This window comes from Thalassobaculum sp. (genome assembly GCF_040219215.1).
In the GTDB taxonomy this organism is placed as follows: Bacteria; Pseudomonadota; Alphaproteobacteria; order Thalassobaculales; family Thalassobaculaceae; genus Thalassobaculum_A.
On sequence record NZ_JAVJSX010000022.1, the window covers coordinates 42,854 to 68,770 of the forward strand.

The following is a 25,917-nucleotide window of genomic DNA, read 5'->3' on the forward strand; positions in this document are numbered from 1 at the left end:
GCGGCGGTCACGTGCCCCGCGGGTCCTCGTCGAACAACCGGATCAACCCGCTGTCCGGCAGCATGCCCGGCGGCAGGGTCGTAACGAGCCGGGCCGGGCTGCCGTCGTTCAGCAGCAGCCGCTCCCACACGCAATAGCCGGTCGCCATCCGGATCGTCGCTGCCCGCTCCCGGCCACGGACCCACAGGACCGCGCCGGTGGTGGCGTCAGCGAACCAGCCGATGCCGTCGAGCCGGCTCTCGGCCTCGCGGATCTCGTCGGTGGCGAACGGAAACAACGGTTCGCCGTGCAGGTCGCTGGCCGGCACCAGCCATTCCGCCTCGCGGGCCGGCGAGGCCGCCAGCAGACGGTGGGACAGATCGCAGATCAGGTGGACTGCCAGGGGCGACGTCACCACCAGCCGCTTGAGCCCGCTGTCACGGGTTAGGTCGGAGACCGTCGAGAGAACCGGAGCCAGCCGTCGCAAGTGCTCCGCCGAAGGCTCCACCTCTCCGGATTCCCAGCGCGATACCGTTGTCTGCGCGACGCCGGCCAGATCGGCCACCGCCTGTTGTTTCCAGCGGCGCAAGGCGCGGGCGCGTTTGAGGAGCGGGCCGATCTTCATGGCACACGGTTTCCGGCACGTCGGATGGGCAGACTCCTACGCCGCCCGGCACTTTCGTTCAACCGGAGTCCGCAAACGTCAGCGCAGGCTGGCCAGTACCTCCTCGGTGTGTTCGCCCAGTTCCGGCGGCGGCAAGTGCACGGTGCACGGCGTCCCGGACATCTTCACCGGGAACCCGGTCATCCTGATCGGCGTCCGGCCGGGCCGAACCGACTCGACCACCATGTCCTGGGCCAGAACCTGCGGGTCGGTGAACACCTCGTCCAGGCCCATCACCCGGCCGCACGGGCAGCCGGCCTTGTTGATCGCCTCGATCCAGTGGTCGACCGGCCGGGTTCGAGTGACCTCGTTGATCAGCGCGTTCAGCGCCGGACGGTTGGCCATGCGCCGGGCGTTGTCGGCATAGTCCGGTTCGTTCAGCAGATCGGCAAGGCCGAGCACGCCAAGGAACCGCGCGACCATCACATCGTGCGACGGAGATACCGCGATCTCACCATCGGCGGCTTCGAACAAGCCATAGGGTGCCACGATCGGATGATCGTTGCCGGTGCGGGTCGGATTGCGGCCGGTCGCGAAGTACTCGGCCGACAGATAGGCCATCATCGACATCAGGCCGCCGGTCAGGGTCGATTCCACCTTCTGGCCGCGGCCGGTGCGGTGACGACCCTCAAGGGCCGACACCACGCCGAACGCGCTGTACAGGCCGGCAACGAGGTCGGAGATCGGCGGCGCCGCCCGCCGTGGCGGGCCGTCCGGATCGCCGTTCACCGCCATGAAACCACTCATAGCCTGGGCGATGAAGTCGAAGGCGGGCCGGTCGACATACGGCCCGGTCGAGCCGTAGCCGTTGACGCTGGCGGTGATCAGCCGTGGGTTCAGTTCCTCCAGCCGGGCGTCGCCGAAGCCCATCTTGGCGAGCACTCCGGGCCGGTAGTTCTCCACCAGGACATCGGCGGTCTCGATCAGGCGGGTCAGCGCCGTCTTGCCCTCGTCGGTGTAGAGGTCAAGGACGACCGACTTCTTGTTGCGGTTGAACTGGGCGAAGTACCAGGAGTAGCCGTCGACCACCGCACCCTGGGCACGCACCGGATCGCCCCCGGGCGGTTCGATCTTGATGACCTCCGCGCCCATGTCGGCAAGCAGTTGCGTGCAGAACGGCCCCGCGAGAATCCGCGTGAGGTCGACGACTCGAATACCGGCTAATGCACTCATCAACTGTCCCCGGTCAGCCGACGGCCGTCCGGACGGACTCCATGGGATGCAGGTCGAGCCGCAGTCCGGCCTTCATGATCTGCCCCGGCAATTCGCGGCCCAGGACCGACTGCATGTCGCTGGCCATGCCCATCAGCTTGCGCAGATCGATGCCGGTCTCGATGCCCATTTCGTGCAGCAGGTACAGCAGATCCTCGGTGCAGATGTTGCCGGTGGCCTTCGGCACGAACGGGCAGCCGCCGGTACCGCCGATCGAACTCTCGTAGCGGTCGACGCCAACGGAGAGCCCGGCCATGACGTTGGCGAGGCCGATACCGCGGGTGTTGTGGAAGTGCAGCACCTGGGACAGCTTCGGCGCCGCGTCGCGCACGGCCAGGACCCGCTCTTTCACCAGCGGCGGGGTCGCCATGCCGGTGGTGTCGCCGAAGCTCATGCCGACGAAGCCCATGTCCTGGTACGCCTTGGCGATCCGCGCCACCTGGGCGACCGGAACGTCGCCCTCGAACGGGCAACCGAAGGAAGTGGCGATGGCGCCGTGCACCGGGATCCCGGAATCATGGGCGATCTTCGCGACCTCCTCGAACGCCTTCAGGGATTCCGCAACCGTGCAGTTCACGTTCTTCAGGTTGTGGCTCTCAGAAGCCGACATGAAGACCACGATCTGGTCGACACCGGCCTCGGCGGCTCGGATCGCGCCGCGGGCGTTCGGCACCAGGGCGGCCAGCACGGTGTTCTTGGAGCGCTTCACGCCCTTCATCACCTCGGCGGCGTCGGCCAGCTGCGGCACGGCGCGCGGCGAGACGAACGAGGTCGCCTCGATCCGCGGCACGCCGGCCTCGGTCAGCCGGTTGATCAGGGCAATCTTGTGCTCGGTCGGCACGAAGGTCGCGTCGGCCTGGATGCCGTCGCGCGGCCCGACTTCGGTCACCTCAACCCGGTGACCGGCCGTAATGGGGCTTACCTCAGCCATCGATCGTCTCCTGTCGTCAGAAATGCCAATGCGGCGGCACGGCGCCGGCCACCGGCGAGCGGAAGGTCACCAGGCTCTCCCCGGCGAGCGAACCAAGATAGGCGGTCCGCAGATCCGGACCGCCGAAGGTGATGCTGGCGATGTTGGCCAGCCGGCGGGTGGCTCCGACGTTCATGTCGGCCCGGCTGAACGTGCCGTCGAGCCAGTTGATCATCGCGGCGTCCACGGCGGCCTGCTCGCAGTCCTCCAGCACCACCGACTGGGTGCCGTCCGGCGCCACCCGGACCACCCGGTTGCTCATCACGCTTGCACACCACACGCCGCCCTCGGCATCTAACTCGAAGCCATCCGGGAACACGCCGTCCAGGTAGTCGGCCACCGTCTCGCGCCGACCGAGGCCGTCCTGCGTCAACGGCCAACGCGACAGACGCCGAGCCATGGTCTCGTTGGCATACAGATAGGCACCCGAAGGATCGATTTTCACCTCGTTGGCGTAACCCAGCCCGTCGGCAACGATCCGCGCCGACGCCGGGTCCGCCGGATCGGGCATGCGGATCACGAAGCCGTCGGCGACATCGCGGTGGAACGCCCGGTCGCGCGGCGCCCGCCAGGTGCTGACCGAAATCCACAACGCACCGTCCTCGGCCCGGTGCACGAAGTTGATCGACGGCAGAGTCACCCCGTCGACCGCCAGCAGCACCGGCTCGCACACCCCGTTCGGCCGCAGCCGCCACACCCCGCCGGACTCGCCGAGATTGGCGATCAGGAACGAGCCCTCCGGCGCCATTCACCTGCCGTTCGGCATGAAGTCATCGGGCATGCCCGATTTCGCCAGCAGCGGATGCAGCCGGCCGTCGGCGTCAAGCCGGGCCACCCCGCCGCCGCCCTCCGGCAGAGCATGGCTGACCCAGACCGGGCCCGCGGCGGTGCAGGCCACGCACTCCGGCCGCCGCAGCCCGGCGCCGAAGAAGCTCAGATCGTCGAGCGAGAGCATCGTCATGGCGCGCACTGTATCGTCGAGCCCGGGCGCGTCAAAGCGTCGACGGCGCAAGACTGCTTTGCGCCGACTGAGGAAATACCGCAGCAAATCATTGCCCAGACTCTGAGCGCAGGGCATCGTTGCAATCTGGGGTGGAGCGTCGCGGACAATGTTTGCGGCGTATGGGTATGGGGAGCATTCATGACGCGGGGACGCAGGCTGGCCGCGGCGGTGGCCATCTCGGCACTGGCACTCGCCGGATGCCAGACCACCGGAGACGGCCCGGGTAACAACCAGCAGAGCGGATTTCTCCTGGGCGGACTGGCCGGCGCGGCCGCCGGCGCTCAGTTCGGCAGCGGCGAGGGCCGGCTGGTCGCCGTGGTGGTCGGGGCACTGGTCGGCGCCATCGCCGGTGGCGCGATCGGGGCCTCGCTGGATGACGCCGACCGCTTGCGGGCCGAGAACGCCGCTCGCCAGGTCGCGAACGCGCCCAGCGCCGGCGTGGTGCACTGGCAGAGCGAGAAGAACAAGGACGTGCACGGCTGGGCCGAGCCGGCGTCGGCAGCCGCCCTCGATGGCGACGACCTCTGCAAGCAGGTGAAAAGCATTTACTATCTGAGCGGTCAGGAGCAGACGGAGACGAAACGCTTCTGCCTTCAGGACGGACGATGGACCGAAGCCTGATCCGGCTCTTGGCGTCGCTGGTTGCCCTGTTCGCGCTGACCTCGGTCGCGCACGCCCTGCAACTCGACCGTATCACCACCAAGCAGGGCACCATCCTGACGTTGTCCGGCGAGTTCGTGGCCGGTGACGCCAACAAGGTGCTCGACGCGCTGTCCCGCGAACCGATCATGGAAGTGCGGCTGCACTCCCCGGGCGGCAACATGAAGGCCGGCATCGACGTCGGCGTGACCCTGCGGGCGGCGCAGGTCGCGACCCGGATCACCAGCGGTCGCGAGTGCGCCAGCGCCTGCTTCTTCGCGTTCCTGGGCGGTGTGCTGCGCAGTGTTGACGGTACCGGCCGGCTGGGCGTGCACATGCATTCCGCCGCCGGTAATGACGAGTACGTCGCCAAGCTCCGGCAGATCCTGAGCGAGCGCCGCATGTCGGTCGACGACCGGATACGGCTGATCGTGCTGCTGAACGAACAGATGTCGGCCCGCATTGCCGGGATGATCGCAACCTACGTGGTGCGGATGGGCGTGGCCGTCGAGGTGTTCGACACCCTGTTCGCGACCTCGCACCTCGATATCCACTGGCTGAGCGAGCAGGAAATGCGCCGGTTCAACGTCGTCAATGTGGTCGGCTGATGGCCTCCGGCCGACACCCGTCCCGGAGCGCACAGGGAGGAAGCCGGTGGCTCGCGTTCGCAGGATAGTCGCCGTGTTCGCCGTGTCGGCGATCGCGTTGTCCGGATGCCAGACGACCGGATCGGACCAGCCTTCCGGGGCCGCAGCCGGCGCGGCCGTGGGCGCCGCCTCCGGCGCCGGAGCGGCAACCGGGACGGCCATCGCCGGTGGCGGGTTCTCCGGGCAGAACATACTCGTCGGAGTGCTGGTCGGTGCGGTCGTTGGAGCGATTGCCGGTGGTGCGTTCTGGGCATCCCTTGACAAAGCCGACCGCCTGCGTGCCGAGGACGCGGCCCGCCAATCGGCTAACGCTTCGATCAGAGGGCCCGTCCACTGGCAGAGCGAGACGAACAAGGACGTGTTCGGATGGGCCGAACGCGCGTCGCCGCCGGTCCTCGACGGCGGCAACCTCTGCAAGCAGGTGAAAAGCTACTACTATCTGAACGATCGGGAGCGAACTGGGACCCAGCGCTTTTGCCTTCAGGACGAGCGGTGGGTGAGCAACTGAGCGACGCTCTCACCGCTCCGGCAGCGGGATAAACTCCTCGGAATCGTCCGGCACGACATCGAAACGCCCGGCCTTCCAATCGGCCTTGGCGGCCTCGATCCGCTCCTTCGACGACGCGACGAAGTTCCAACAGATGAAGCGCGGCCCGTCCATCGGCTCGCCGCCCAGCACCAGCACCCGGGCGTTGCTGACCGCCTCGACCGTGACCGCGTCGCCAGGGTGCAAAATCAGCAGGCGCCCGCACTCGAAGCGGTCGCCGGCGATCGACACCGTGCCCTCGACCACGTAGACCGCGCGCTCCTCGTGCTCGGCCGGGACCGGCAGCTTGGAGCCGGTCTCCAGGATCGCGTCGGCGTAGATCATCTCCGAAAAGCTCGGCACCGGCGAGGTTTCGCCCCACAGCGTGCCGGCGACGACACGGACCCGCTTACCCTCGGCCTCGATGGTCGGCAGCGCGCCGGAACCCAGGTGGGTGAAACCGGGTGCGGTATCCTCGTCCGCCTTCGGCAGGGCGATCCAGGCCTGGATACCGTAGAGGGCGGCACCGCCGGCCCGCAGTTCGGTGGCCGTCCGCTCGGAGTGCACGATGCCGCGCCCCGCCGTCATCCAGTTGACCTCTCCTGGCCGGATCGGCTGGGCGGTGCCCAGGCTGTCCCGGTGCATGATCTCGCCCTCGAACAGGTAGGTCAGGGTCGACAGCCCGATGTGCGGATGCGGCCGGACGTCGATGCCCTCGCCGAGGGGAAACCGGGCGGGCCCCATCTGGTCCCAGAAGATGAACGGGCCGACCATCTGTCGCCGGGCCGACGGCAGGGCGCGCCGGACCTCCATCCCGCCGATGTCATGGGCGCGCGGCACGATCACCGTCTCCACGACCGGGCTTTCCGGATTGGATGCGGAGTCCGGGCCCGCGCTGTCGCCGCGATCGCTCATGACCAACCTCCCAAGACCGATATTGCCAAGAACGGCACTCGTGACCGCAGCGCGTTTGCGGCGGACCGAGTTTCAAGCCGATACTGCCCGCAACCGTGGGAGGAGACCAGAAATGAGCTTGCGCACCCTTGCCGATGGATTGCAGTTCCCTGAGGGCCCGGTGGCATTGGCCGACGGGTCGGTCGTGGTGGTCGAGATCGCCCGCCGGACCCTGACGCGCTGCTGGCCGGACGGCCGCAAGGAGATCGTCGCCGAGACCGGCGGTGGCCCGAACGGTGCCGCGATGGGCCCCGACGGCAAGATCTACATCTGCAACAACGGCGGCTTCGACTTCCACGTCGATCCGGAGACCGGCGAGCACCGCACGATCGGCCAGGCCCGCGACTATTCCGGCGGCCGGATCGAGCGCGTCGACCTGAAGACCGGGGCGATCGAGACGCTGTTCACCGAATGCGACGGCCACCCGCTTAAGGGCCCGAACGACCTGGTCTTCGACAAGAGCGGCGGGCTGTGGTTCACCGATCTCGGAAAGGCCCGCAAGCGCGAGATCGACCGCGGCGGCGTCTACTACTGCCGCCCCGACACCGGGCTGATCAAGGAAGCGATCTACCCGATGATGATGCCGAACGGCATCGGCCTGTCGCCGGACGAGAAGACCCTGTACGTCGCCGAGACCGAGGGTGGGCGGCTGTGGGCCTACGAGATCATCGGCGAGGGCGAGGTGGCCAAGCACCCGTTCCCGTCGCCGAACGGCGGCCGGCTGGTCGCCTGCGACGCCGGATTTCGACGGTTCGACAGCCTGGCGGTGGAGCGCGACGGCGCGATCTGCGTCGCCACGCTGGGCACCGGCGGCGTCACCGTCGCCTCGCCGGCGACCGGCACCTTCGAGTTCCACCCGATGCCGGAGCCGTACTGCACCAACATCGCGTTCGGCGGCCCGGGCCTGCGGACCGCCTTCATCACCCTGAGCTGCACAGGCCGGCTCGTCGCCATGGACTGGCCACGCCCCGGCCTGCCGCTCAACTTCCTGAACGAGGGTGCCAACGCCTGAGCCCGGTCACCCGGCCGACGCCATCGTCGGCCGGACCGCCCCCAGGAACTTCGCCTGCAGCACCGCATAGCCGGCGACGGCGACCGCCATCAGGTCGACCAGGATGGCGCCGGTCCAGGTGAACGCGCTCCACCCCAGGACCAGCAGGGCGGCACTGGCCAGCACCCAGGACCAGTCCATGGCGCAGATCGCCCGGACCAGGGCCGGACGCTGCGCCGGCCTGGCGGAGACCCAGAATACGAACGCCGCGAACGGGAACAGGCCGAGCCCGACCAGCAGGATCCAGGTGGCGCCGTCGAGCCCGAGGAACGGGCCGGGGCTGGTCAGGCACAGTGCGGCCAGCGGCCTGGACGCCGCCGCCATGGCGATGCCGATCAGCAGCGACGAGCCGGCGTTGAGCCGCAGCACCAGGCGCAGGGCGTTCTCGGGATGGCTGAACAAGGACATGATCGTCTCCTTTCATTGACGTATCCTGCCCGCACCATCGGCCGTCGCGCCGGGGTGCCACAATTACGCAGGGAGTAATCATGGCCACCGCGCTCGATCTGCAGGATAGCTACGATCCGTCCGACGAGTTCGGCGTGCTGCTGCGCCGCTGGCGCCGGCAGCGCGGCGTCAGCCAGCTCGACCTGGCGCTGAACGCCGGCACCTCGCAGCGCCACCTGAGCTTCCTGGAGACCGGCCGGGCGCGGCCGAGCCGCTACATGGTGGTGGCGCTGGCCGGCGCGCTCGACGTGCCGCTGCGCGACCGCAACAGCCTGCTGTCGTCGGCCGGGTTCTCACCGGCCTTCCTGGCGCGCCGCGACGACGACCCGGATCTCGCCGCGATCGACGCCGCCCTGACCTTCATCCTGGACAAGCAGGAACCGTTCCCGGCGATCGTCATCGACCGGGCTTGGCACCTGCGCCGCGCCAACGCCGCCGCCGAGCGGATCCTGGCGTTCCTCGCACCCGACGGCCTGCCGACCGCGGCCGACGGATCGATCGACCTGGCGGCCTGGATCTTCGATCCCGAGGGGCTCGGCCTGTACCTGCAGAACCGCGACGAGGTGCTGCCGCACATGGCCCGGCGCCTTGGACCCGCCGCCCCGCATTGGGCCGCCGGCGGTGCCGTGCGCGACAGCGAGGAGCAGGTGCCGCTGCCGCCGGTGCTGACCCTCGACATCGCCAAGGACGGCGCGACGGTCCGGCTGTTCTCCACCATCACCACCCTGGGCGAGCCGCAGGACCTTGCCCTGCACGACATCCGCATCGAGAGTTTCTTCCCCGCCGACGAGGCTTCGCGCGCCGTGCTGGAGGCGATGGCGAAGGGATAGAATTCGCCCGTCGCGTGCCTCCCCATGCCGCAACGACCGTGCCATACTCCCGAGGCAATCCACTTGCCCCTGACCTGGACGCCCCATGGCGAGCCCCGCAAAACGCGCGCAGCGCGTCGACGCTGAAGTCGACGCGGACTACAACACCGACGTCTCAAAGCTCGACACCTCGGTGCTGTGGCGGATCACCGCCATGGCGTTCCGGCACCGGGCGCGGATGGCGGTGGCGATCGTGGCGACCCTGTGCGCCGGCGGCTTCCAGCTGCTGGTGCCGCAGTATCTCGGACGGGCGGTCGACCAGGCGCGCGGGCTGCTGGCCGGGGCCACGACCGGCAGCGTCGATTCGACGGCGGCCGAAGCCGCACTGCTGACCACCGCCCTGCTGCTGCTGGCCGCGGCGGTCGCCCGCGGGGTGTTCACCATGCTGCAGAACTACCAGGGCGAGGCGGTCGGCCAGTTGATCGGCTTTCACCGCCGGCTCGACTTCTACCGCAAGCTGCAGTCGCTGAGCATGTCCTGGCACGACCGGGTGCACACCGGCGACCTGATGACCCGCGGCATCCTCGACATCGAGGGGGTGCGGCTGTGGGTCGACACCGGCGTGCTGCGCTCGATCCTGCTGACCGTGCTGATCGGCGGCGGTGCGGTGGTGCTGTTCCGCAACGACACCGATCTGGCGCTGGTGGCGCTCAGCTTCGTGCCGATCGTGGCGGTGCGCGCGTCGATCGCCCGGCTGAAGCTGCGCGACACCTGGATCGCCCTGCAGGACCAGATGTCGATCCTGACCAAGGTGATGGAGGAAAACCTGGGCGGCATCCGGGTGGTCCGCGCCTTCGCCGCCCAGGCCCACGAGATGATCCGCTACGACCGGATCTCCGACACCGCGCTGGCGATCGCCAGCCGGCGGGTCCGGCTGTTCGTGCTGTCGACCACCCAGATGACCTTCGTCTACTTCCTGGCCATGGGGCTGACCCTGTGGGTCGGCGGCACCAAGGTGATCGACGGCACCATCACGCTGGGCCAGCTGACCGAGGCGCTGGCGTTCATGCTGATCCTGCAGATGCCGGTGCGCCAGATCGGCTGGATGATCAACTCGATCGCCCGGGCGTCGACCTGCGGCGGCCGGCTGTTCAACGTGCTCGACCTGATCCCGTCGATCGCCGACGCGCCGGACGCCAGGCCGCTCGCCGTCACCGGCGGCGTGGTGCGGTTCGAGGACGTCGGCTTCCGCTATCCCAGCCACGCCAAGGACGAGCGCACCCTGTCGGACATCAGCTTCGAGGCGCGGCCCGGCCACATGATCGGCATCGTCGGGCCGCCGGGTGCCGGCAAGACCACGATCGCCCAGCTGATCGGCCGATACTACGATGTGAGCGCCGGGCGCATCACCATCAACGGCCAGGACATCCGCGGGGTAACCCTGCGCTCGCTGCGCGACGCGGTCAGTATCGTCCAGCAGGAGCCGTTCCTGTTCACCGCGAGCATCGACCACAACGTCGCCTACGGCGACCCGTGGGCCGGCCGGCCGAACATCGAGCGGTCGGCGCAGATGGCCCAGCTGCACAACTACGTGAAGGCCCTGCCCCAGGCCTACCAGACCCTGGTCGGCGAGCGCGGGGTGTCGCTGTCCGGCGGCCAGCGCCAGCGCCTGTCGATCGCCCGCGCCCTGCTGCCGGAAGCCAAGGTGCTGGTGTTCGACGATTCCACCGCCGCCGTCGACGCCGCCACCGAGCGGCGGATCCGCGAGGCGCTGAAGGGCTTCGTCGCCGACCGGGCGGTGATCGTGATCGCCCACCGCCTCAGCTCGCTGATGCACGCCGACGAGATCCTGTTCGTCGAGGGCGGCCGGATCGTCGAGCGCGGCAGCCATGACGAACTGATGGCGGATGCCGACGGCCGCTACCGCCAGCTCTACGACCTGCAGGCCCGCGGCGCCGAGGCGACAACCGACCGGGAGGGCACGGCGTGAGCACCGAGACCACTTCGCCCGCCCCGCACCCGTCGGAGCAGCAGGAGCGGCCGCCGCTGGCGGTGGTCGGCTCGCAGATCGACCAGGACGAGGAGCTGTTCGGCCGCGCCTTCGACCCGTGGGTGGTCAAGCGCTTCCTGACCTACCTCACCCCCTACAAGACCCGGATCGCGCTGGGCGTGGCGGCGGTGCTGACCTTCACCGTCACCCAGCTGACCATCCCGCTGATCGTGCGCGCCGCCATCGACCACGCGCTGGTGGAAGGCGCCACCGACATCGACCTGCTGCACTGGTTCATCGCGGTGTTCGCCGGGGTGGTGACGCTGAACTACGCCGCCAACCACCTGATGGAGACCACGGTCAGCAAGACCGCCCAGAACCTGCTGTTCGACCTGCGCCGGGCGATGTACGCGCACCTGCAGGTCGTCTCGCTGTCGTTCATGGACAAGACCGAGGTCGGCCGGCTGATGTCGCGGCTGCAGGGCGACGTCTACGCCCTGCAGGAGTTCCTGGAATCCTCGATCTTCGCGATCGGCGACATCGTGCTGCTGTTCGGCATCGTCGCGGTGATGCTGAGCCTGGACCCCGCGCTCGGCGGGCTGACCCTGTCGGTGGTGCCGCTGCTGCTGATGGTACAGATCATCTGGCTGCCGCTGGCCCGCAAGGCGTTCATGGCGGCGCGCGAGGCCAGTTCCTCGGTCAACGGCGCGCTGGCCGAGAACGTCCACGGCATCCGCGCCATCCAGGAGCTGGGCCGCGAGGACGTCAATTTCGGGCTGTTCGAGGCCAAGGCCCGGCGCAACCTGCTGACCCACCTGACCGCGTCGAAGTTCACCAACGTGATGATCCCGATCGTCGACACCCTGACCGGGTCGGCGATGGCGATCGTCATCGTGCTCGGCGGCTCGATGGTGCTGGACCGGAGCCTCGACATCGGCGTGATGGTGGCGTTCCTGTTCTACGTCCAGCGGTTCTTCGACCCGATCCGCTCGCTGACCCTGCAGTACAGCATCATGCAGCGCGCCATGGCCGCCGGGCAGCGGATCTTCGAGGTCACCGACGTCGACGTCGAGGTCCGGGACGCCCCGGACGCCGAGGACCCGGCCGAGATCGACGGCGCCATCGAGTTCCGAGGCGTCACCTTCGGCTACGAGCCCGGCAAGCCGGTGCTGCAGGACATCAGCTTCAAGGTCGCCCCCGGCGAGACCGTGGCCCTGGTCGGGCCGACCGGCTCGGGCAAGACCAGCACCACCGCCCTGGTGCACCGGTTCTACGACGTCTGGCAGGGCGAGGTGATCGTCGGCGGCCGCGACGTGCGCGCGGTCACCCAGCACTCGCTGGGCCGGCACATCGCCATGGTGCTGCAGGAGCCGTTCCTGTTCTCCGCCACCATCGAGGAGAACATCCGCTACGCCACCGCCGGCGCCAGCCACGAGCAGGTGGTGGCCGCCGCCACCGCGGTCGGCGCCCACGACTTCATCAGCCGCCTGCCCAAGGGCTACGCCACCGAGCTCGACCAGCGCGGCGCCAACCTGTCGCTCGGCCAGCGCCAACTGCTCAGCTTCGCCCGCGCCCTGGTCGCCGACGCCCGCATCCTGGTGCTCGACGAGGCGACCGCCAGCGTCGACAGCTACACCGAGCTGGAGATTCAGCGCGCACTCGCCCGCCTGCTGGAGGGCCGCACCGCCCTGGTGATCGCCCACCGGCTGGCCACCATCCGCGGCGCCGACCGGATCATCGTCCTGCAGGACGGCCGGATCGTCGAGGAAGGCAGCCACGACGCCCTGATCGCCGCCAACGGCCTGTACGCAAGGCTGTACCGGATGAACTACGCCTCGTTCGACGACATCCCGCCCGAGGAACTGGAACGGGCGCTGAGCGACGGCGGGCAGCGGACGTGAGGGGGGTAAATGTATCGGTCTTTGAGTGAGCAGAGCGTCCGATTTCGACCCATTGCTGTCATCGGCGTCTGGCGTTGAACGGCTTGATTGAGACCCGAAGCGGCCGTCGAAACCCGGACGCCCTGCGACGCAGGATGACGCTTGGCTGACGTTCGCAAAGTAGGCTTCATGGCGTTATCTTCACCGGCCTATGTGTGCGGGACTCTTTGGCCAAGCCTACCGCTCAAAAAACCGCAGGGCCGGACGGGTAATTTCAACGTGGTGCCGATGACTGACTATGTCACAGGCGATATTTTCACTCGCAGCCCGCCGAGGCAGACGCTCAAAGCGTGGGACCCCTTCTGGGACTGCGTTGGAATTCTCTTCCATTTCCAGAATTCTGACGTAGCGGACGGAGATGAAGAGCTCCCGGAATGGCGCCTCTACTGGGTGGCTGGGATCTCACTCCTGAGGACCATCGGCCATGTCTTGGCAAAGGTCGATGCAAAGTCCTCCGCTCAGCATTCCCGAGCGATTGTCACCCTTTGGGACCGATTCAAATCAGATCGCGACGAGTCGTGGATCTTCTGGGAGTTTATCGAGAAGGAGAGGAATAACCTTTTGAAGACGTACTCGTTTGGCGCCCAGCTTGTGCCGGGTGAAGATGGGCAGCACGTGGTGTTCGCAGACGGTCAGGACGCATTCCAGCTGTTTCGCCAAGCCGTCTATTGGTGGCGGTGCCAGCTTATGGAGCTCGAGGACTCGCTCTCCCAGAGCCCCGAAATCATCGGGCCTTAAGCTGGGTGCGCACGTAGTCAACCCATTTGTCGTACCACCACCAGTCGCCCGGTCGGAGTTCGATGCCGAACTTGTGGGCGGGGTTCTTAGCGTCGGCCGCTTTCCAGAGGAGTTGATGGGCATACTGGTTGAAACCGGGATGACCCTCCCGTTGCATGAGCTTTATAACGTCCTTAGGCTTGTACTTCTTACGCTCTGACTCCTTCACCAACACTCGAACGATCTCCTGCCCCTCCGCCGAGTCCGGTCTGATGAACTCGATGACCTGGTCGGCCTTGCCCTTAGAGTTGACCGACCGCTCCACGTAGGCGACGCGATAAGCGTACTTTGGGTCGCGGATCACAGCGTCCGGCAGGCCATCTTCAAAGGCGGTGTGCGCGGCGATCAAATGCGCCGGCAGGTCTGTGTCCTTTAGCAAGAGGTCGCGCTGCGATTTCGCGATGCCAACGAATTGCAGGGCGAGGCCAAGCTCGCGGTCCAGACCGTATTCCGCCCCGAACATTGCCTTCAGCGCTGCGTTGAAGTTCAAGCAGCAGGCCTGGAGCTTGGCACTGATCATGTCGTCAATACGGCGCGTCATCTGGTGTTCGATTTCGTGCCGGATCTCGATGAGAAACTTGAGGTTCGTCTTGGTCGCCTCGTCGAGCGAGCAGTCGGCGTCGCCCAGGCAATGCTCCAGCTCCCAATGTTTGTCGGCGCCATGGCGCGTCTTCAGGACGTCCCCCGTGCGCCGGTCCCGGTGCCGGTAGTCGACGCCGACGCGCTTGAAGTGGGCGTGCATCAGATAGGTCCAGGCGATCACTGCCGTGACGATGAATACCTCGGACTTAAAGTGAGCCCGGGGGTTATTGAACCCTTGGACCGCTTGCAGCATCGCCTCTCGCGCCTTGATCAGCAACTCGTCGCCGATCAGGTGCAGGCCGCTGCCGTCGACGTTGGGCCAAGCCTCCAGGAAGGCGGCCAACTCGTCGGCGCTTGCGGGCGCGACGCCAGTGTGGGTCTTCCTATCGCGAATGTCCTTGATCCGCCCGTGATTGATCGAGCGGGTTGGCCGCGTGAAGTATGCCAGAATATCCTGGTCGTTCTTTTGAGGGGGCGTCGCCATCATCGCCTTGATGATCGCTACCTCCCAGCGTTCGAGCCGGTTGTTGGCATTTCTCAGCATGTTCTTAGTGTACACAAGACAAGGCAAGGCTTGCATGGCCAATTTACGAGCGCGATGACCGTAAATGTTCAGACCCGATCTTACGAAGGCGCAGCTTCGTGACCTTATCGACGGCATGTCCGAGCTTGATGTGGCCCGGTTCCTCTATTGCCAGGAGATGGCTGGGACATACTTGGCTGTGGGTAGGTTCGAAGACATGCTGATCAGCGCGATCCACATGTGCGACCGTGTGAGACTCGAAAAGGCACTTGGCGCGGACTCGGAGCGCTGGGTGCAGTCGCTGGCGAAGAAGGCTCTTCTCCAAGGATCGACCCTCGGGTCGCTCATCAAGATCCTCGAGCGGCACGACATCGCCGAGGCCGACATCCGCTATCTGAAGTGGATCAAGAACAAGCGGGACTATTTCATCCATCGCCTTTTTCACGATGGCGTGTGGCCGGGTGATCTCGACGCGGAGAGTTGCCGCCTCATGAGCCGGCGTCTGCTTGCCATACAACTCTGGCTATCACGTGCGGAGCGGAAGATCTGGTCGATCTTCGAACGTGCCGGCTTCGTCGCGCTCAACCGACTGGAAGATGGCAGTCTACTGGCGACCAATCTGGGCATTTACGGTCTTCGCTAAGGGAATCGAATGAAGCTTTGAAACCCCGCGGACCGAGGGGCCAAGTCCGCTTTGTGGTCACACCTGAACGTCCGTTCCTGGCGCACTCCAGCCGCTGGGGCAATCGCAGCGGATGACCGCTCGCCACCCAAAGCGGCTACTCATACGCAGCACCACCGTCGACCCCAAGCATCCCGAGCGGTCTGGGAGCACAGCGACAAACCCTCGTTGACATAGGTTCCGGCGGACCACTACCGTCCGCCCATGGGTGATCTTGGCCTCCGCACCGCGAACCGACGCCGTCGCTGCTTCTCAGCGGCGGCTTCGACGGCTGCGTGCAGACAGGCCCCTCCCCCGGTGAGGTCCGCTCCCTAGCGGTCCACCCCCGAGGCGGCATCAGCCCGCATCTCTCGAACCTCCGCAGCCCCTGGCTTCGGGGGTTTTTCTTTGCCCTACCTCCAGCAGCAGGACACCACCATGAGCATTCGCGTCGGCATTGTCGGGATCAGCGGTTTTGGCGGCGGCGAGGCGATGCGCCTGGTCGCGGGCCACCCGTCCTTCGAACTGGTCTACGCCGCAGGTGAGGGCAGCGCCGGCAGCCGGTTGGGGGACCGCTTCCCCGGCGCGCCGGCCGCGCTGGCCAAGCTGGTGATCGAGAAGTGGGACCCGGCGACCCTGCCGACGCTCGACGTGCTGTTCGCGTCGCTGCCGACCGGCGCCTCGGCCGCAGCGCTGGCGCGCGTGCCCCAGAGCGTGAGGATCGTCGACATCGGCGGCGACCACCGCTACGTCGAGGGTTGGGCGTACGGCCTGGCCGACGTCTGGCCGGACCAGATCGAGGGTCGGACCCGCGTTGCCAACCCCGGCTGCTTCCCGGCGGCGACGCTGACCGCGTTGGCGCCGCTGCTAGCCGACCGGCTGATCGAGCCCGGCAACATCGTGATCGACGCCAAGACCGGCATCTCCGGTGCCGGCCGGGGCGGCGGCGGCACGTTCGGCTACGCCGACAGCAACGAGAACCTGGTGCCCTACGGCCTGCTCAAGCACGTCCACATGCCCGAGATGGCCACGACGATCGAGCGGCTGAGCGGCGGCAGTGCCGCCGGGCTGGTGTTCACGCCACACCTGGTGCCGATGACCCGCGGCGTACTCGCCACCATCTACTGCCGCGGCCGCGCCACCACCGACCAGTGCCTGGACGCGGCGCGGCGCTTCTACGCCGGGCGGGCGTTCATCCGCGTGACCGACAGGCCGCCGCAGACCAAATGGGCGACCGGCTCGAACCTCGCGTTCGTCAGCTATGCGGCCGATCCGGAGCGAAACCTGGTGATCGCGATGGGGGTGGTCGACAATCTCGGCAAGGGCGCGGCCGGCCAAGCGGTGCAGAACGCGAACCTGATCTGCGGCCTGCCCGAAACCACGGGGCTGGAGGGCGCGCCGGTCTGGCCGTAAAACCGTCGGCCGGCGCCAGGTCCGCAAACCACCCGCGTCGCCGATCACTCCTCCCCCGAACCACCCCGCCTATAGAACGCGATCGTCCGTGCCAGGCCGTCGGCCAGCGGGGTGTGCGGCAGGTCGCCCAGGACCGCCTGGATCGGGCTGGGCGCGATCACCGGGTGCAGGGGCAGCGGCGGGCCGGACCAGTCGATGGCGGCGCCCGGCACCTGGCTGCGGATGCCGTCGACGATCGCCGAGACGTCGGCGACCTCGCCGACCAGGGAGAAGGCGTGCGCGCCCTCGAACGGCCGGGTCGCCGCCGCCTCGAACGCCGCCGCCACGTCGTCGACATGGATCATGTCGGCCCGCCCTGAATAGCCGATGGTGTAGGGCCGCCCGGCGACCGCCTCGCGGCAGGCCAGCGACGGACCGGCGGTCAGGCCGGTCTCGCGTCCGGGGCCGTACACGATGGCGGGGCGGAAGCCGACGCTGGACAGGCCGGCATCCTGCCAATAGGCCCGGCCCGACCCCTCGCAGGCCAGCTTGAAGGCGCCGTAGTGGGTCGTGGGAAAGGGGATGGCGCCGTCGTCCGGCCCGAACACGCCGGCGCTGCTGGCGTAGGCGACGCCGCGCAGGCCAAGCGCCTTGGCCGCCTCGAACACGTTCAGCGTGCCGATCAGGTTGACCCGGGCGCCGAGGATCGGATTCTCGGCACAGGCCGGGGTCAGCAGGGCGGCAAGGTGGATCGCGAAGTCGCAGCCGTCCGCCGCCGCCGACACGTCCTCGAGCGACGCCACGTCCCCGGTGCGCCACTCCAGGCGGTCGGCCACGTCGCCGGCGATGGCGCGCACGATCCCGCGGTCGATCCCGCGGGCGGCGAGGCGGCGGATGATCCAGGCCCCCAGGAACCCGCCGCCGCCGGTGATCAGGACCGTCATGCCCGGCCCCCGGCGGCGTGCCGGAGCGCCGGGAGGGTGAAACCGGTCAGGGCCATGGACGTCTCCTCGGGTCGTTCCCGTGCGCGACGGGCAAAGTTCAAACCGCAGGCCAAATTGCCGATGGCGCCGGGCGGCACCTTCGCCCATCGTGACACGCTGCAGGGCTGCCGGCCCACCGACATTTGGAGACGACCGATGACTGCGCCGACGATCCACATCGTGAACGGCCCCAACCTGAACACCCTCGGCGTGCGGGAGCCGGAGATCTACGGCAGGACGACCCTGGCCGAGATCGAGGGCTGGTGCCGCGACGCCGCGCGCGGCCCGATCGAGTTCATGCAGTCCAACCTGGAGGGCGAGATCGTGAACATGCTGCAGGCGGCGCGCGGCACGGCCGACGGCGTGATCATCAACCCGGCCGGCTACAGCTTCTATTCGGTGGCGGTGCTGGACGCGCTGAAGTTCTACGGCGGCCCGGTCATCGAGCTGCACATCTCGAACATCCACGCCCGCGACGCGGACCATCGCCACTCGATCATGTCGAAGGCGGCGACGGCGGTGATCGCCGGCCTGGGCGCGCGGGGCTACGTGACCGCGCTGAACGCCATGTACGACCTGCTCGAGGCGCGGCGCTGACGTCCCTCAGCCGGCGTCGTGCAGGATCACCCCCAGCGTGTAGCGCTCGCCGGAGCGCAGGCGGCTGACGCCGTGGCGCATGGCGGTGCGGTAGATGCCCCGGCCGCCCTCGACCGGGCGGCGGTTGACCGGGAAGATCACCGCCTCGCCCTGGCGCAGGCTCACCACCTCGGCCCGTGACTGCATGCGCGGGCGCTGCTCGGTCAGCACGAACTCGCCGCCGGTGAAGTCGGTCGCCGGGTCGCTCAGCAGGATCGCCGCCTGCAGCGGGAACACGTGCTCGCCGTACAGGTCCTGGTGCAGGCAGTTGTAGTCGCCGGGGCCGTACTTCAGCAGCAGCGGGGTCGGCCTGGTCTGGCCGGCGGCGTGGCATTGCGCCAGCCAGTCCTCCAGACGCTCGGGATGGCGGCGCGGGTCGTCCAGGCGGCGCGCCCAGGTGTTGGCGATCGCGGCGAGCGGCGGGTAGAAGCCGGCGCGCAGGTCGGCCACCACGTCCGGCAGCGGGTAGGCGAAGTAGCGGTACTCGCCGCTGCCGAAGCCGTGGCGCGCCATCACCACCGTGCTGCGGAACCGGCCATCGCCGTCATCGTACAGCCCCGCCAGCGCGCGGCATTCCCCGGCGGACAGCAGCGGCCCGGTGGTCGCCGCGCCCCAGCGGTCGAGGTCGGCGGCGATCCGGGTCCAGTCGAGGTCGGCGAGACGGGTGGCGATGTCGGGCATGGAGTTTCCTTCGCAGTCGGCCGGCGGGCACGGACTCAACGTAGGGGTGCGGCGGCGCGCGATCACTCCGGTTCTTGCGGACGCAGAGGCACTTTCCGCCGGCGGCCCGATCGGCAATGCTGGCGCGACCCGCCAAGGAGGACCCCGCGATGACGATCGAATCCCTGCTGGCCTTTGCCGCCGCGATGGTGGTGTTCGGTCTGACACCAGGGCCGGCGGTGCTCGGCATCGTGGCGCGCTGCCTGGCCGGCGGGTTCCGCGCCGGGATCAGCTTCAACCTCGGCGTGGTCGCCGGCGACCTGATCTTCCTGGCCTTCGCGGTCTACGGCCTGTCGGCGATCGCCGCCGCGATGGGCGAGGTGTTCGTGGTGGTGAAGTGGCTCGGCGCCGGCTACCTGATCTGGCTCGGCATCCAGCTGTGGCGCAGCGCGCCGGTGCCGCTCGACGCCGATCCGGCGGCGCTGCCGGTCACCGCGAAGGACGCGCGCAGCGGCCTGCTGGCCGGGCTGCTGCTGGCGCTCGGCAACCCCAAGGGCATCCTGTTCTACGGCGCGTTCCTGCCGACCTTCATGGACGTCCGCGCGATCACCCACGCCGACATGGCGTGGCTGTCGGTGGTGACCGTCGTCACCCTGTCGGCGGTCAACTACGGCTACGGGCTGCTGGCGGCCCGGGCGCGCCGCTGGTTCCGCTCGCGCCGGGCGCTGACCGCGCTGAACCGCGGCTCCGGCACGGTGATGATCGGCGCCGGGCTGATGGTGGCGGCACGCTGAGTCCCGTTCAGGGGGATTGTCAGGTCTGGCGGCTGCGCGACACGGTCACTCCGACCCCTTCGGCGTCGGGCATGATGTCGAGCTTTTCCACCGTGACCTCGGCCCGCCGGGCGCGCGGGTCGGCCAGGGCCAATTCGGCGACCCGGTCGGCCAGGGTCTCGACCAGCCGGACGTGGCCGCCGCCGGCCAGCTTGCGGATCCCCTTGGTCAGCCGGTCGTAGCAGTAGACCCGGCGGTGATCCTCCTGGAACCCGCCGTCGGGCCGGGCCACCTCGACGGTCAGGTCGATGCGGACCCGCTGGGTCACCCCCTGCTCGTGGGCGTACACGCCGATCCGGAAATCGACCACCAAGCCGCGCACCCGCACGATGTACAGGTCGTCGATCGCGCCGGTGTCGGCGCGCGCCGACGCGGCGATGCGTTCGGGCTCGCCGTCGGGCTGGTAGGCGTTGCGTCCGTCGTCGGGGGCCATGCCTGGTCTCCTGCCGTACCGTAGGACCGTAACCTAGGGACGGTCGGGCGCCATCGCAAACTCGTCCTTGCCCGTCGCCCGGGCGACTCTCGGTCGCAGTGCCTACCGGACGCCGGGCCTTGGCGACCACCCAGGGCGCGGTCTACGCTGCGCCGAACCTTTGTATACATTCCTGGAGAGAGCTGATGGACAAGGCCATGTTCGAGGCCGGCCTGAAGAACCGGCGCGAGGTGCTGGGCGCGGAGTATGTCGACAAGTCGATCGCGTCGGCCGACGACTTCAACATGCCGCTGCAGGAACTGGTGACCGAGTACTGCTGGGGTGCCGTGTGGGGCCGCGAGGAGTTGCCGCGCAAGCAGCGCTCGATGCTGAACCTCGCCATGCTGGTGGCGCTGAACCGCCCGCACGAGCTGCGCCTGCACATCCGCGGCGCCATCACCAACGGGGTGACCAAGGAAGAGATGCGCGAGGTGTTCCTGCAGACCGCCATCTATTGCGGCGTGCCGGCGGCGATCGACGCCTTCCGCAACGCCCGCGAAGTCTTCAAAGAACTCGGAATCTGAGGGAGAGCGCCGCCATGGCGGACATGACCGTAGGCTGGATCGGCATCGGCAACATGGGTTGGCCGATGGCCCGCAACGCCAAGCGCGCCGGCGTGGACATCGTCGTCTACGACGTCGACCAGGGCCGGATGGGCAAGTTCGCCGAGGAGTTCGACGCCAAGCGCGCGCCGACCCTGAAGGCGCTGGCCGAAATGTCGGACGTGATCGTCACGATCGTCCCGGACGGCAAGATCGTGCGCAAGATCTGCTTCGGCGAGGGCGACCGGCTGCTCGACGGGCTGGGGTCGGGCAAGATCGTGGTCGACATGAGCTCGTCGGCGCCGACCGGCACCCGCGACCTGGGCGACGAGCTGTTGAAGCACGGCGTCACGCTGATCGACGCGCCGGTATCCGGCGGCACCGCCGGCGCCGACGCCGGAACCCTGTCGATCATGGTCGGCGGCAGCGACGAGGCGGCCATCGCCAAGGTCATGCCGGTGTTCGAGGCGACCGGCAAGAACGTGTTCCGCTGCGGCCAGCTCGGCTGCGGCCACGCGATGAAGTGCCTGAACAACTACCTGTCGGCGGTCGGCCTGACGGCGGCCAACGAGGCGCTGGTGATCGGCCAGAAATTCGGCCTCGACCCGTCGGCGATGATCGACATCATCAACGTGTCGACCGGGCGCAACAACTCGACCGAGACCAAGTACCACCAGCGGGTGCTGAACCGGAAGTACGGCTCCGGCTTCTCCGCCGCGCTGATGGCCAAGGACATCGGGATCGCCGCCGGGTTGGCCGGCGATCAGGAGGCGTTCGCCCCGCTGCTGCACACCATGAACGAGATCTGGACCCAGGCGTCGGCCCAGCTTCCCGGCGTCGATCACGAGGTCACGATCGAGTACTACGAGCGGGCCAACGCCACCAAGCTGAAACCCGGAAAGAAGGGCTGATGCCGGCCTCCCGCAACACGCCTCGCCTGGCCTTCATCGGCTTCGGCGAGGCGGGCCCGCTGATCGCGCGCGGCCTGCTGGACGCCGGTGCCGCCTCGGTTGCCGCGTACGATCTGCTGATCGACGACCCCGCCACGCGCGACGCCTGGACCGCCAAGGCCGAGGCGGTGCCGGCGATGCCCTGCGCGACCGTCGCCGAGGCGCTGGCGGAGGCCGACATCATCCTGTCGACCGTGACCTCCGAGCGCGCGCTGGAGGCCGCGACCGCCGCCGCTCCGCACCTGCGCTCCGACCAGCTGTACCTGGACCTGAACTCCTGCTCTCCCGGCAAGAAGGTCAAGGCCGCCGGCGTGGTCGAGGCGCAGTCGGCGGCCAGCTACGTCGACGTGGCGGTGATGGACACGGTTCCCGGCCGCGGCCACAGGGTGCCGATGCTGCTGGCCGGTCCGGCGGCCCATGACGCGGCGGCACAACTGGCGCCGTTCGGCATGACGATCGAGGTGGTCGGCGACCGGATCGGCCAGGCATCGACCATCAAGATGGCGCGCAGCGTGTTCATGAAGGGCATCGAGGCGATCCTGTGCGAGAGCCTGGTGGCCGCCGACCGTGCCGGCGTCGCCGACCGGGTACTGGCGTCGATCCAGGGCACCTTCCCCGACATCGACTGGCGCCGGCTCGCCACCTACCACATGGGCCGGATGGCGCTGCACGGCCGGCGGCGGGCGATCGAGATGGATTCGGTTGCCGACACTCTGCGCGACCTGGATCTCGAGCCGTTCACCGCCGTGGGCACCGGCCAGCGCCAGATGTGGGTCGCCGACCTGGGCCTGCGCGACCGCTTCGGCGCGGCCGGGCCGGAGACGCTGGAGGACTTCCTGGCCGCCGTGCGGGACGCCGATCAGCCGCCTCGGAACGGATAGGGGCCGTCCGACGGCTCGGCGTAGACCTTGTGGCTGACCAGACCGGCACCCGGTACCATGGCGTGCAGTTGCAGCATCGGCGGCTCGAACGCGAAGCTCAGCGGCCCCTCGCCCAGCAGGTCCAGATGGATCTGGTGGGCGGCACCCGGCATGACGTCGAGCACGGTACCGGCGAACCGGACAGTGACCGGGCGGTGCAGATGCCCGGCCAGGATGCGCTCGACGTTCGGCGCGCAGGCGATCAGCTCCTTGAACCGCTCGGCACCGGCAAGCAGGCGCGACGGGTCCATCCTGGGCATTCCGACCGGGACCGGCGGATGGTGCATCGCGACCACTGTCGGGGTGGTCCGGTCTTCGCCCAGCCGCTCCGACAGCCAGTTGAGCCGCTCCAGACACAGCGCGCCGGACGGCTTGCCCGGCTCGTGGGTGTCGAGAACGAGCAGCCGAATCCCATCCAGGTCAACCGCGTACTGGACGAATGCCGTGCCGGCATCCCGGTAATCGAGGTCCGTGAAGCAGGCGCGGAATGCCTCGCGACCATCGTGATTGCCGAGTGCCAGATAGGCCGGCATGTCCAGGCCGGCCAATCGCTGCCGCAGCAGGCGGTACTCCGCTTCCGACCCGTTGTCGATCAGGTCACCGGTGATCAGAACCGCTCCGGGCCGCGGCAGCAGCGCGTTCAGCCGAGCGACCATCCGGTCGAGGAAGCTCGCGGTGTCGACCCGCCCGGCGAGCGGATTGCCGGGCTCCCGGACGTGCAGGTCGGTGATCTGGGCAAGCAGCATCGCACTCCTCCTTCGCGCCCCACGGTTATAAGGGCGACCAGCGGTCGGGCATAAGGGTTAACGCACTCCGTCCGGTTCTCTCTGGACAAGTTTTTTCTTGGGCTTACATGTAGCCGGGACGCGGCAGCCGGTCCCGCCGAGGACCGCTCCACGATCACCGACGAATTCACGAGAGGAGAGCGACCGATGGCATTCGAACTTCCCCCGCTGCCCTACGCGTACGACGCGCTGGCGCCGTACATGTCGGCGGAGACGCTGGAGTTCCACCACGACAAGCACCACAACGCCTATGTCGTGAACGGCAACAACCTGCTGAAGGACAGCGGGCTTGAAGGAAAGTCGCTCGAGGAGGTCGTCAAGGCGTCGTACAAGAACGACAAGCTGACCGGCCTGTTCAACAACGCCGCCCAGCACTGGAACCACATCGAGTTCTGGCAGTGGATGAAGCCGAAGGGCGGCGGCGCCATGCCGGGCGAGTTGGAGAAGCGGATCACCGCCGACTTCGGCAGCGTCGACAAGTTCAAGGAGGACTTCGTCAACGCCGGCGTCACCCAGTTCGGGTCGGGCTGGTGCTGGCTGGCGGTCGGCTCCGACGGCAAGCTGAAGGTGACCAAGACCGCCAATGGCGTGAATCCGGTGGCGCTAGGCGAGACCGCGCTGCTCGGCTGCGACGTGTGGGAACACTCCTACTACATCGACTACCGCAATCGCCGGCCGGATTACGTGAAGGCATTCCTTGACAGCATGGTTAACTGGGAGCGGGTCGCCGAACTCCTCGGCAAAGCATCCTGATGGTGGATGGGCATGGCCTCGCAGAAGAGGTCATGCCCGTCGCCTTTATCTCAATCTCGAGTATTCCTTTAATCCGATCATCAAATAACACTGAACACTACTAAGAAGTGCATAAAACACCATACGATTGGTTCTTGTGACGATTTGGGCCGGCGTGCAAGACTTTGATACCGTGCTGCCGGGTGGACGCATTTCATGGACTCCGACAACAACTCGTTCTGGCTTACCGCCAAGGGAATAGGCCCGCGCCTGTCTGACGGGCAGGGTGCGGAGCGCACCATGTGGGCGACCGCCATCAATCTCATGGGCTGGGTCGATGTCGACGTCGGCACGCGCACCGTGGACGTGCACGTCAACCCTGCCGTGGTCAGCGAGGCGGTGGTGGCGCTGTTGCCCGGCGCCCTCCGGGATTGCGCCGATGGGCGCCGGATCACCGTCAACCTGATCAGCGCCGACGCGCGCCCGGTCTCGGTCTGTTTCGTTAACACCGAAGCGGCCATGAATTATCTCGAGACGTCGGTGCGCGGCCGACAGGCGGAGAACGGCCGCCCGTCGATCGATGAGATCCTGCGCGGCTTCGACCAGGACACCGAGCTTCACCGATCCGAGGCTCCAGTGCCGATCGCCAGTGTTGCAGATGCCGCCCGATCGATCAGTTCCATCGAGCGGGCGATGATCTCCGCGGAAGCCCTGGCCGCTCGGCTTCGGACGGCGGAATGGCTGGATGCCGACGGTCGTTATCGCCGCCAACTGGCGGATGAACTGCCGAACGACGCGCCGGACATGGTGCTGTTCGCGATGCACTCTCTCGGCTGGGCAGCCGTCGAACGGCCATGGCCACACGCCGGCACCGACCTTCGCTCGGTCCTCCCGACGCGCATCGTCGTCGACCCGCACGCTCTTGAGCCCGCGACCGTCGACCGTCTGGCTGATCTCTGCACGCTGTGGTCAGACACGGCGAAGCCGCTGTCGCTTGCGTGGTGGGACGGAGCGACGTGGGAGAGCGAGTACGGGCATCCCGAGCAGGTAGCCGACCGAATTCGCCATCTGGTTACCGCCCGGCAGTACGCGCAGTTTCCGACCACCATTCAATCGATTGCCATCGAGCCGGAGCACCTGCCGAACGATGTCGCAGCGCATCACCGCGACCTCATCGCCAGGGCGGTGCGCACATGGTGGGCCTATGGCGGGAACGGCGAGAATGGCTCCGGGCTGATCGAGGCTCTGGAACGCGAAGGCGGCAACGCGGCCCGCGCCAAGCTGGTCGAACTCGATCAGGACAACCAGTTTCGGATCGCGGCGTACGAAGGCGGCGATCATGGCAGCTGGGATGAGATCCTGCCCGAGATGATGGTCGGCAAACGCCTGATCGATGCTCCGGACCGCCGACTTGGACGCCGGGTCGAGTTGGACGTTCAGACCGCGGTCCGTCGTGGATCGCCGCTGGTCCATCGATGCACCGGTGTGTTGCTGACCAACGGCGGTCCCTCGATGTTCGACTGGGTTCGTCTGAGCCTTCCGCTCTATCGCCGTACCCATCCTACCCCCCGCTCGGTATTGACAATCTGCATGGTGTGACGCTCCTAGCGGGCGGTCACCATCCCGGATTGCCGAGCG

General features: G+C 67.9%; 29 protein-coding genes. 17 read left to right on the top strand and 12 right to left on the bottom strand.

Annotation, left to right across the window (positions count from 1 at the left end; all coding sequences use genetic code 11):
* Positions 1–7: 7 nt before the first annotated feature.
* The 5 genes from RIC54_RS15760 to RIC54_RS15780 all read right to left on the bottom strand — a co-directional run bounded on the left by RIC54_RS15760 (position 8) and on the right by RIC54_RS15780 (position 3,786).
* Entirely contained in the window at positions 8–604 is a 597-nt protein-coding gene (locus tag RIC54_RS15760; RefSeq protein ID WP_350089854.1) for a helix-turn-helix domain-containing protein, read from the bottom strand.
* A 78-nt stretch (positions 605–682) separates the two neighbouring features.
* Complete coding sequence (locus tag RIC54_RS15765; RefSeq protein WP_350089857.1) at positions 683–1,816, bottom strand: CaiB/BaiF CoA transferase family protein; 1,134 nt, start codon at positions 1,814–1,816, stop codon at positions 683–685.
* 13 nt (positions 1,817–1,829) lie between these two features.
* Positions 1,830–2,786: a hydroxymethylglutaryl-CoA lyase gene (locus RIC54_RS15770; RefSeq protein ID WP_350089860.1), complete on the bottom strand. Its 957-nt coding sequence runs from the start codon at positions 2,784–2,786 to the stop codon at positions 1,830–1,832.
* A gap of 16 nt (positions 2,787–2,802) precedes the next feature.
* Complete coding sequence (locus RIC54_RS15775) at positions 2,803–3,573, bottom strand: SMP-30/gluconolactonase/LRE family protein (protein WP_350151179.1); 771 nt, start codon at positions 3,571–3,573, stop codon at positions 2,803–2,805.
* On the bottom strand, positions 3,574–3,786 hold the full coding sequence (locus RIC54_RS15780) for a hypothetical protein (protein ID WP_350151182.1): 213 nt from the start codon (positions 3,784–3,786) through the stop codon (positions 3,574–3,576).
* A gap of 180 nt (positions 3,787–3,966) precedes the next feature.
* On the opposite strand from RIC54_RS15780, the gene RIC54_RS15785 reads away from it, so the two are divergent.
* The 3 genes from RIC54_RS15785 to RIC54_RS15795 are packed head-to-tail and all read left to right on the top strand — an operon-like array spanning position 3,967 to position 5,622.
* Entirely contained in the window at positions 3,967–4,449 is a 483-nt protein-coding gene (locus RIC54_RS15785; RefSeq protein WP_350089866.1) for a glycine zipper 2TM domain-containing protein, read from the top strand.
* Positions 4,434–5,075 (top strand): COG3904 family protein, encoded by a 642-nt coding sequence (locus RIC54_RS15790; RefSeq protein WP_350089869.1) that lies wholly within the window; start codon positions 4,434–4,436, stop codon positions 5,073–5,075. The genes RIC54_RS15785 and RIC54_RS15790 overlap by 16 nt, the downstream gene beginning before the upstream one ends.
* 46 nt (positions 5,076–5,121) lie before the next feature.
* A complete protein-coding gene (locus tag RIC54_RS15795; RefSeq protein ID WP_350089872.1) occupies positions 5,122–5,622 on the top strand; it encodes a YMGG-like glycine zipper-containing protein in 501 nt (166 codons plus the stop codon).
* Between the two features lie 9 nt (positions 5,623–5,631).
* On the opposite strand, the gene RIC54_RS15800 is transcribed toward RIC54_RS15795, so the two are convergent.
* Complete coding sequence (locus RIC54_RS15800) at positions 5,632–6,555, bottom strand: pirin family protein (RefSeq protein WP_350089875.1); 924 nt, start codon at positions 6,553–6,555, stop codon at positions 5,632–5,634.
* A gap of 112 nt (positions 6,556–6,667) precedes the next feature.
* Between RIC54_RS15800 and RIC54_RS15805 the strand changes: the two genes are divergently transcribed.
* The gene (locus RIC54_RS15805) at positions 6,668–7,606 is read left to right on the top strand and encodes an SMP-30/gluconolactonase/LRE family protein (RefSeq protein WP_350089878.1); all 939 of its coding nucleotides are present in this window, start codon (positions 6,668–6,670) and stop codon (positions 7,604–7,606) included.
* Positions 7,607–7,612: 6 nt separating this feature from the next.
* On the opposite strand, the gene RIC54_RS15810 is transcribed toward RIC54_RS15805, so the two are convergent.
* Positions 7,613–8,053, bottom strand: a complete 441-nt coding sequence (locus RIC54_RS15810) for a hypothetical protein (protein WP_350089881.1) — start codon at positions 8,051–8,053, stop codon at positions 7,613–7,615.
* A gap of 80 nt (positions 8,054–8,133) precedes the next feature.
* Between RIC54_RS15810 and RIC54_RS15815 the strand changes: the two genes are divergently transcribed.
* From RIC54_RS15815 to RIC54_RS15830, 4 genes are all read left to right on the top strand, one after another.
* Positions 8,134–8,922 (top strand): helix-turn-helix domain-containing protein, encoded by a 789-nt coding sequence (locus tag RIC54_RS15815; protein ID WP_350089884.1) that lies wholly within the window; start codon positions 8,134–8,136, stop codon positions 8,920–8,922.
* Between the two features lie 85 nt (positions 8,923–9,007).
* On the top strand, positions 9,008–10,891 hold the full coding sequence (locus tag RIC54_RS15820) for an ABC transporter ATP-binding protein (RefSeq protein ID WP_350151184.1): 1,884 nt from the start codon (positions 9,008–9,010) through the stop codon (positions 10,889–10,891).
* Complete coding sequence (locus RIC54_RS15825; RefSeq protein ID WP_350151187.1) at positions 10,888–12,792, top strand: ABC transporter ATP-binding protein; 1,905 nt, start codon at positions 10,888–10,890, stop codon at positions 12,790–12,792. Before RIC54_RS15820 ends, RIC54_RS15825 begins: the two co-directional genes overlap by 4 nt.
* 141 nt (positions 12,793–12,933) lie before the next feature.
* Entirely contained in the window at positions 12,934–13,569 is a 636-nt protein-coding gene (locus RIC54_RS15830; protein ID WP_350089893.1) for a hypothetical protein, read from the top strand.
* Here RIC54_RS15830 and RIC54_RS15835 read toward each other — a convergent pair.
* Positions 13,556–14,734, bottom strand: coding sequence for a DUF3644 domain-containing protein (locus tag RIC54_RS15835; protein WP_350089896.1), 1,179 nt, complete (start codon positions 14,732–14,734; stop codon positions 13,556–13,558). The genes RIC54_RS15830 and RIC54_RS15835 overlap by 14 nt on opposite strands.
* A 64-nt stretch (positions 14,735–14,798) precedes the next feature.
* Here RIC54_RS15835 and RIC54_RS15840 point away from each other — a divergent pair, with 64 nt between their 5' ends.
* Positions 14,799–15,356, top strand: coding sequence for a hypothetical protein (locus tag RIC54_RS15840; RefSeq protein WP_350089899.1), 558 nt, complete (start codon positions 14,799–14,801; stop codon positions 15,354–15,356).
* A 456-nt stretch (positions 15,357–15,812) separates the two neighbouring features.
* Positions 15,813–16,787, top strand: a complete 975-nt coding sequence (argC, locus tag RIC54_RS15845; RefSeq protein ID WP_350089902.1) for an N-acetyl-gamma-glutamyl-phosphate reductase — start codon at positions 15,813–15,815, stop codon at positions 16,785–16,787.
* A 44-nt stretch (positions 16,788–16,831) separates the two neighbouring features.
* Here argC and RIC54_RS15850 read toward each other — a convergent pair whose 3' ends face one another.
* Positions 16,832–17,710, bottom strand: coding sequence for an NAD-dependent epimerase/dehydratase family protein (locus RIC54_RS15850; RefSeq protein ID WP_350089905.1), 879 nt, complete (start codon positions 17,708–17,710; stop codon positions 16,832–16,834).
* 195 nt (positions 17,711–17,905) lie between these two features.
* Here RIC54_RS15850 and RIC54_RS15855 point away from each other — a divergent pair, with 195 nt between their 5' ends.
* The gene (locus RIC54_RS15855) at positions 17,906–18,346 is read left to right on the top strand and encodes a type II 3-dehydroquinate dehydratase (protein WP_350089908.1); all 441 of its coding nucleotides are present in this window, start codon (positions 17,906–17,908) and stop codon (positions 18,344–18,346) included.
* A gap of 6 nt (positions 18,347–18,352) precedes the next feature.
* On the opposite strand, the gene RIC54_RS15860 is transcribed toward RIC54_RS15855, so the two are convergent.
* Positions 18,353–19,066, bottom strand: a complete 714-nt coding sequence (locus RIC54_RS15860) for a 2OG-Fe(II) oxygenase (protein ID WP_350089911.1) — start codon at positions 19,064–19,066, stop codon at positions 18,353–18,355.
* Positions 19,067–19,215: 149 nt separating this feature from the next.
* Between RIC54_RS15860 and RIC54_RS15865 the strand changes: the two genes are divergently transcribed.
* Positions 19,216–19,839, top strand: coding sequence for a LysE family translocator (locus RIC54_RS15865; RefSeq protein WP_350089914.1), 624 nt, complete (start codon positions 19,216–19,218; stop codon positions 19,837–19,839).
* 19 nt (positions 19,840–19,858) lie between these two features.
* On the opposite strand, the gene RIC54_RS15870 is transcribed toward RIC54_RS15865, so the two are convergent.
* Entirely contained in the window at positions 19,859–20,311 is a 453-nt protein-coding gene (locus RIC54_RS15870) for a dihydroneopterin aldolase (protein WP_350089917.1), read from the bottom strand.
* A 185-nt stretch (positions 20,312–20,496) separates the two neighbouring features.
* On the opposite strand from RIC54_RS15870, the gene pcaC reads away from it, so the two are divergent.
* Genes pcaC through RIC54_RS15885 form a run of 3 tightly spaced genes read left to right on the top strand, consistent with a single transcriptional unit; the run spans position 20,497 to position 22,723 of the window.
* Complete coding sequence (gene pcaC, locus RIC54_RS15875) at positions 20,497–20,874, top strand: 4-carboxymuconolactone decarboxylase (RefSeq protein ID WP_350089920.1); 378 nt, start codon at positions 20,497–20,499, stop codon at positions 20,872–20,874.
* Positions 20,875–20,888: 14 nt separating this feature from the next.
* Entirely contained in the window at positions 20,889–21,803 is a 915-nt protein-coding gene (locus RIC54_RS15880; protein WP_350089923.1) for an NAD(P)-dependent oxidoreductase, read from the top strand.
* Positions 21,803–22,723: an NAD(P)-dependent oxidoreductase gene (locus tag RIC54_RS15885; RefSeq protein ID WP_350089926.1), complete on the top strand. Its 921-nt coding sequence runs from the start codon at positions 21,803–21,805 to the stop codon at positions 22,721–22,723. Before RIC54_RS15880 ends, RIC54_RS15885 begins: the two co-directional genes overlap by 1 nt.
* On the opposite strand, the gene RIC54_RS15890 is transcribed toward RIC54_RS15885, so the two are convergent.
* Complete coding sequence (locus tag RIC54_RS15890; protein WP_350089929.1) at positions 22,702–23,508, bottom strand: phosphodiesterase; 807 nt, start codon at positions 23,506–23,508, stop codon at positions 22,702–22,704. The two genes, RIC54_RS15885 and RIC54_RS15890, sit on opposite strands and share 22 nt — an antisense overlap.
* Positions 23,509–23,694: 186 nt before the next feature.
* On the opposite strand from RIC54_RS15890, the gene RIC54_RS15895 reads away from it, so the two are divergent.
* The gene (locus RIC54_RS15895) at positions 23,695–24,300 is read left to right on the top strand and encodes a superoxide dismutase (protein ID WP_350089932.1); all 606 of its coding nucleotides are present in this window, start codon (positions 23,695–23,697) and stop codon (positions 24,298–24,300) included.
* Between the two features lie 195 nt (positions 24,301–24,495).
* Positions 24,496–25,878 (top strand): hypothetical protein, encoded by a 1,383-nt coding sequence (locus RIC54_RS15900; RefSeq protein ID WP_350089935.1) that lies wholly within the window; start codon positions 24,496–24,498, stop codon positions 25,876–25,878.
* The last annotated feature ends 39 nt before the right edge of the window (positions 25,879–25,917 follow it).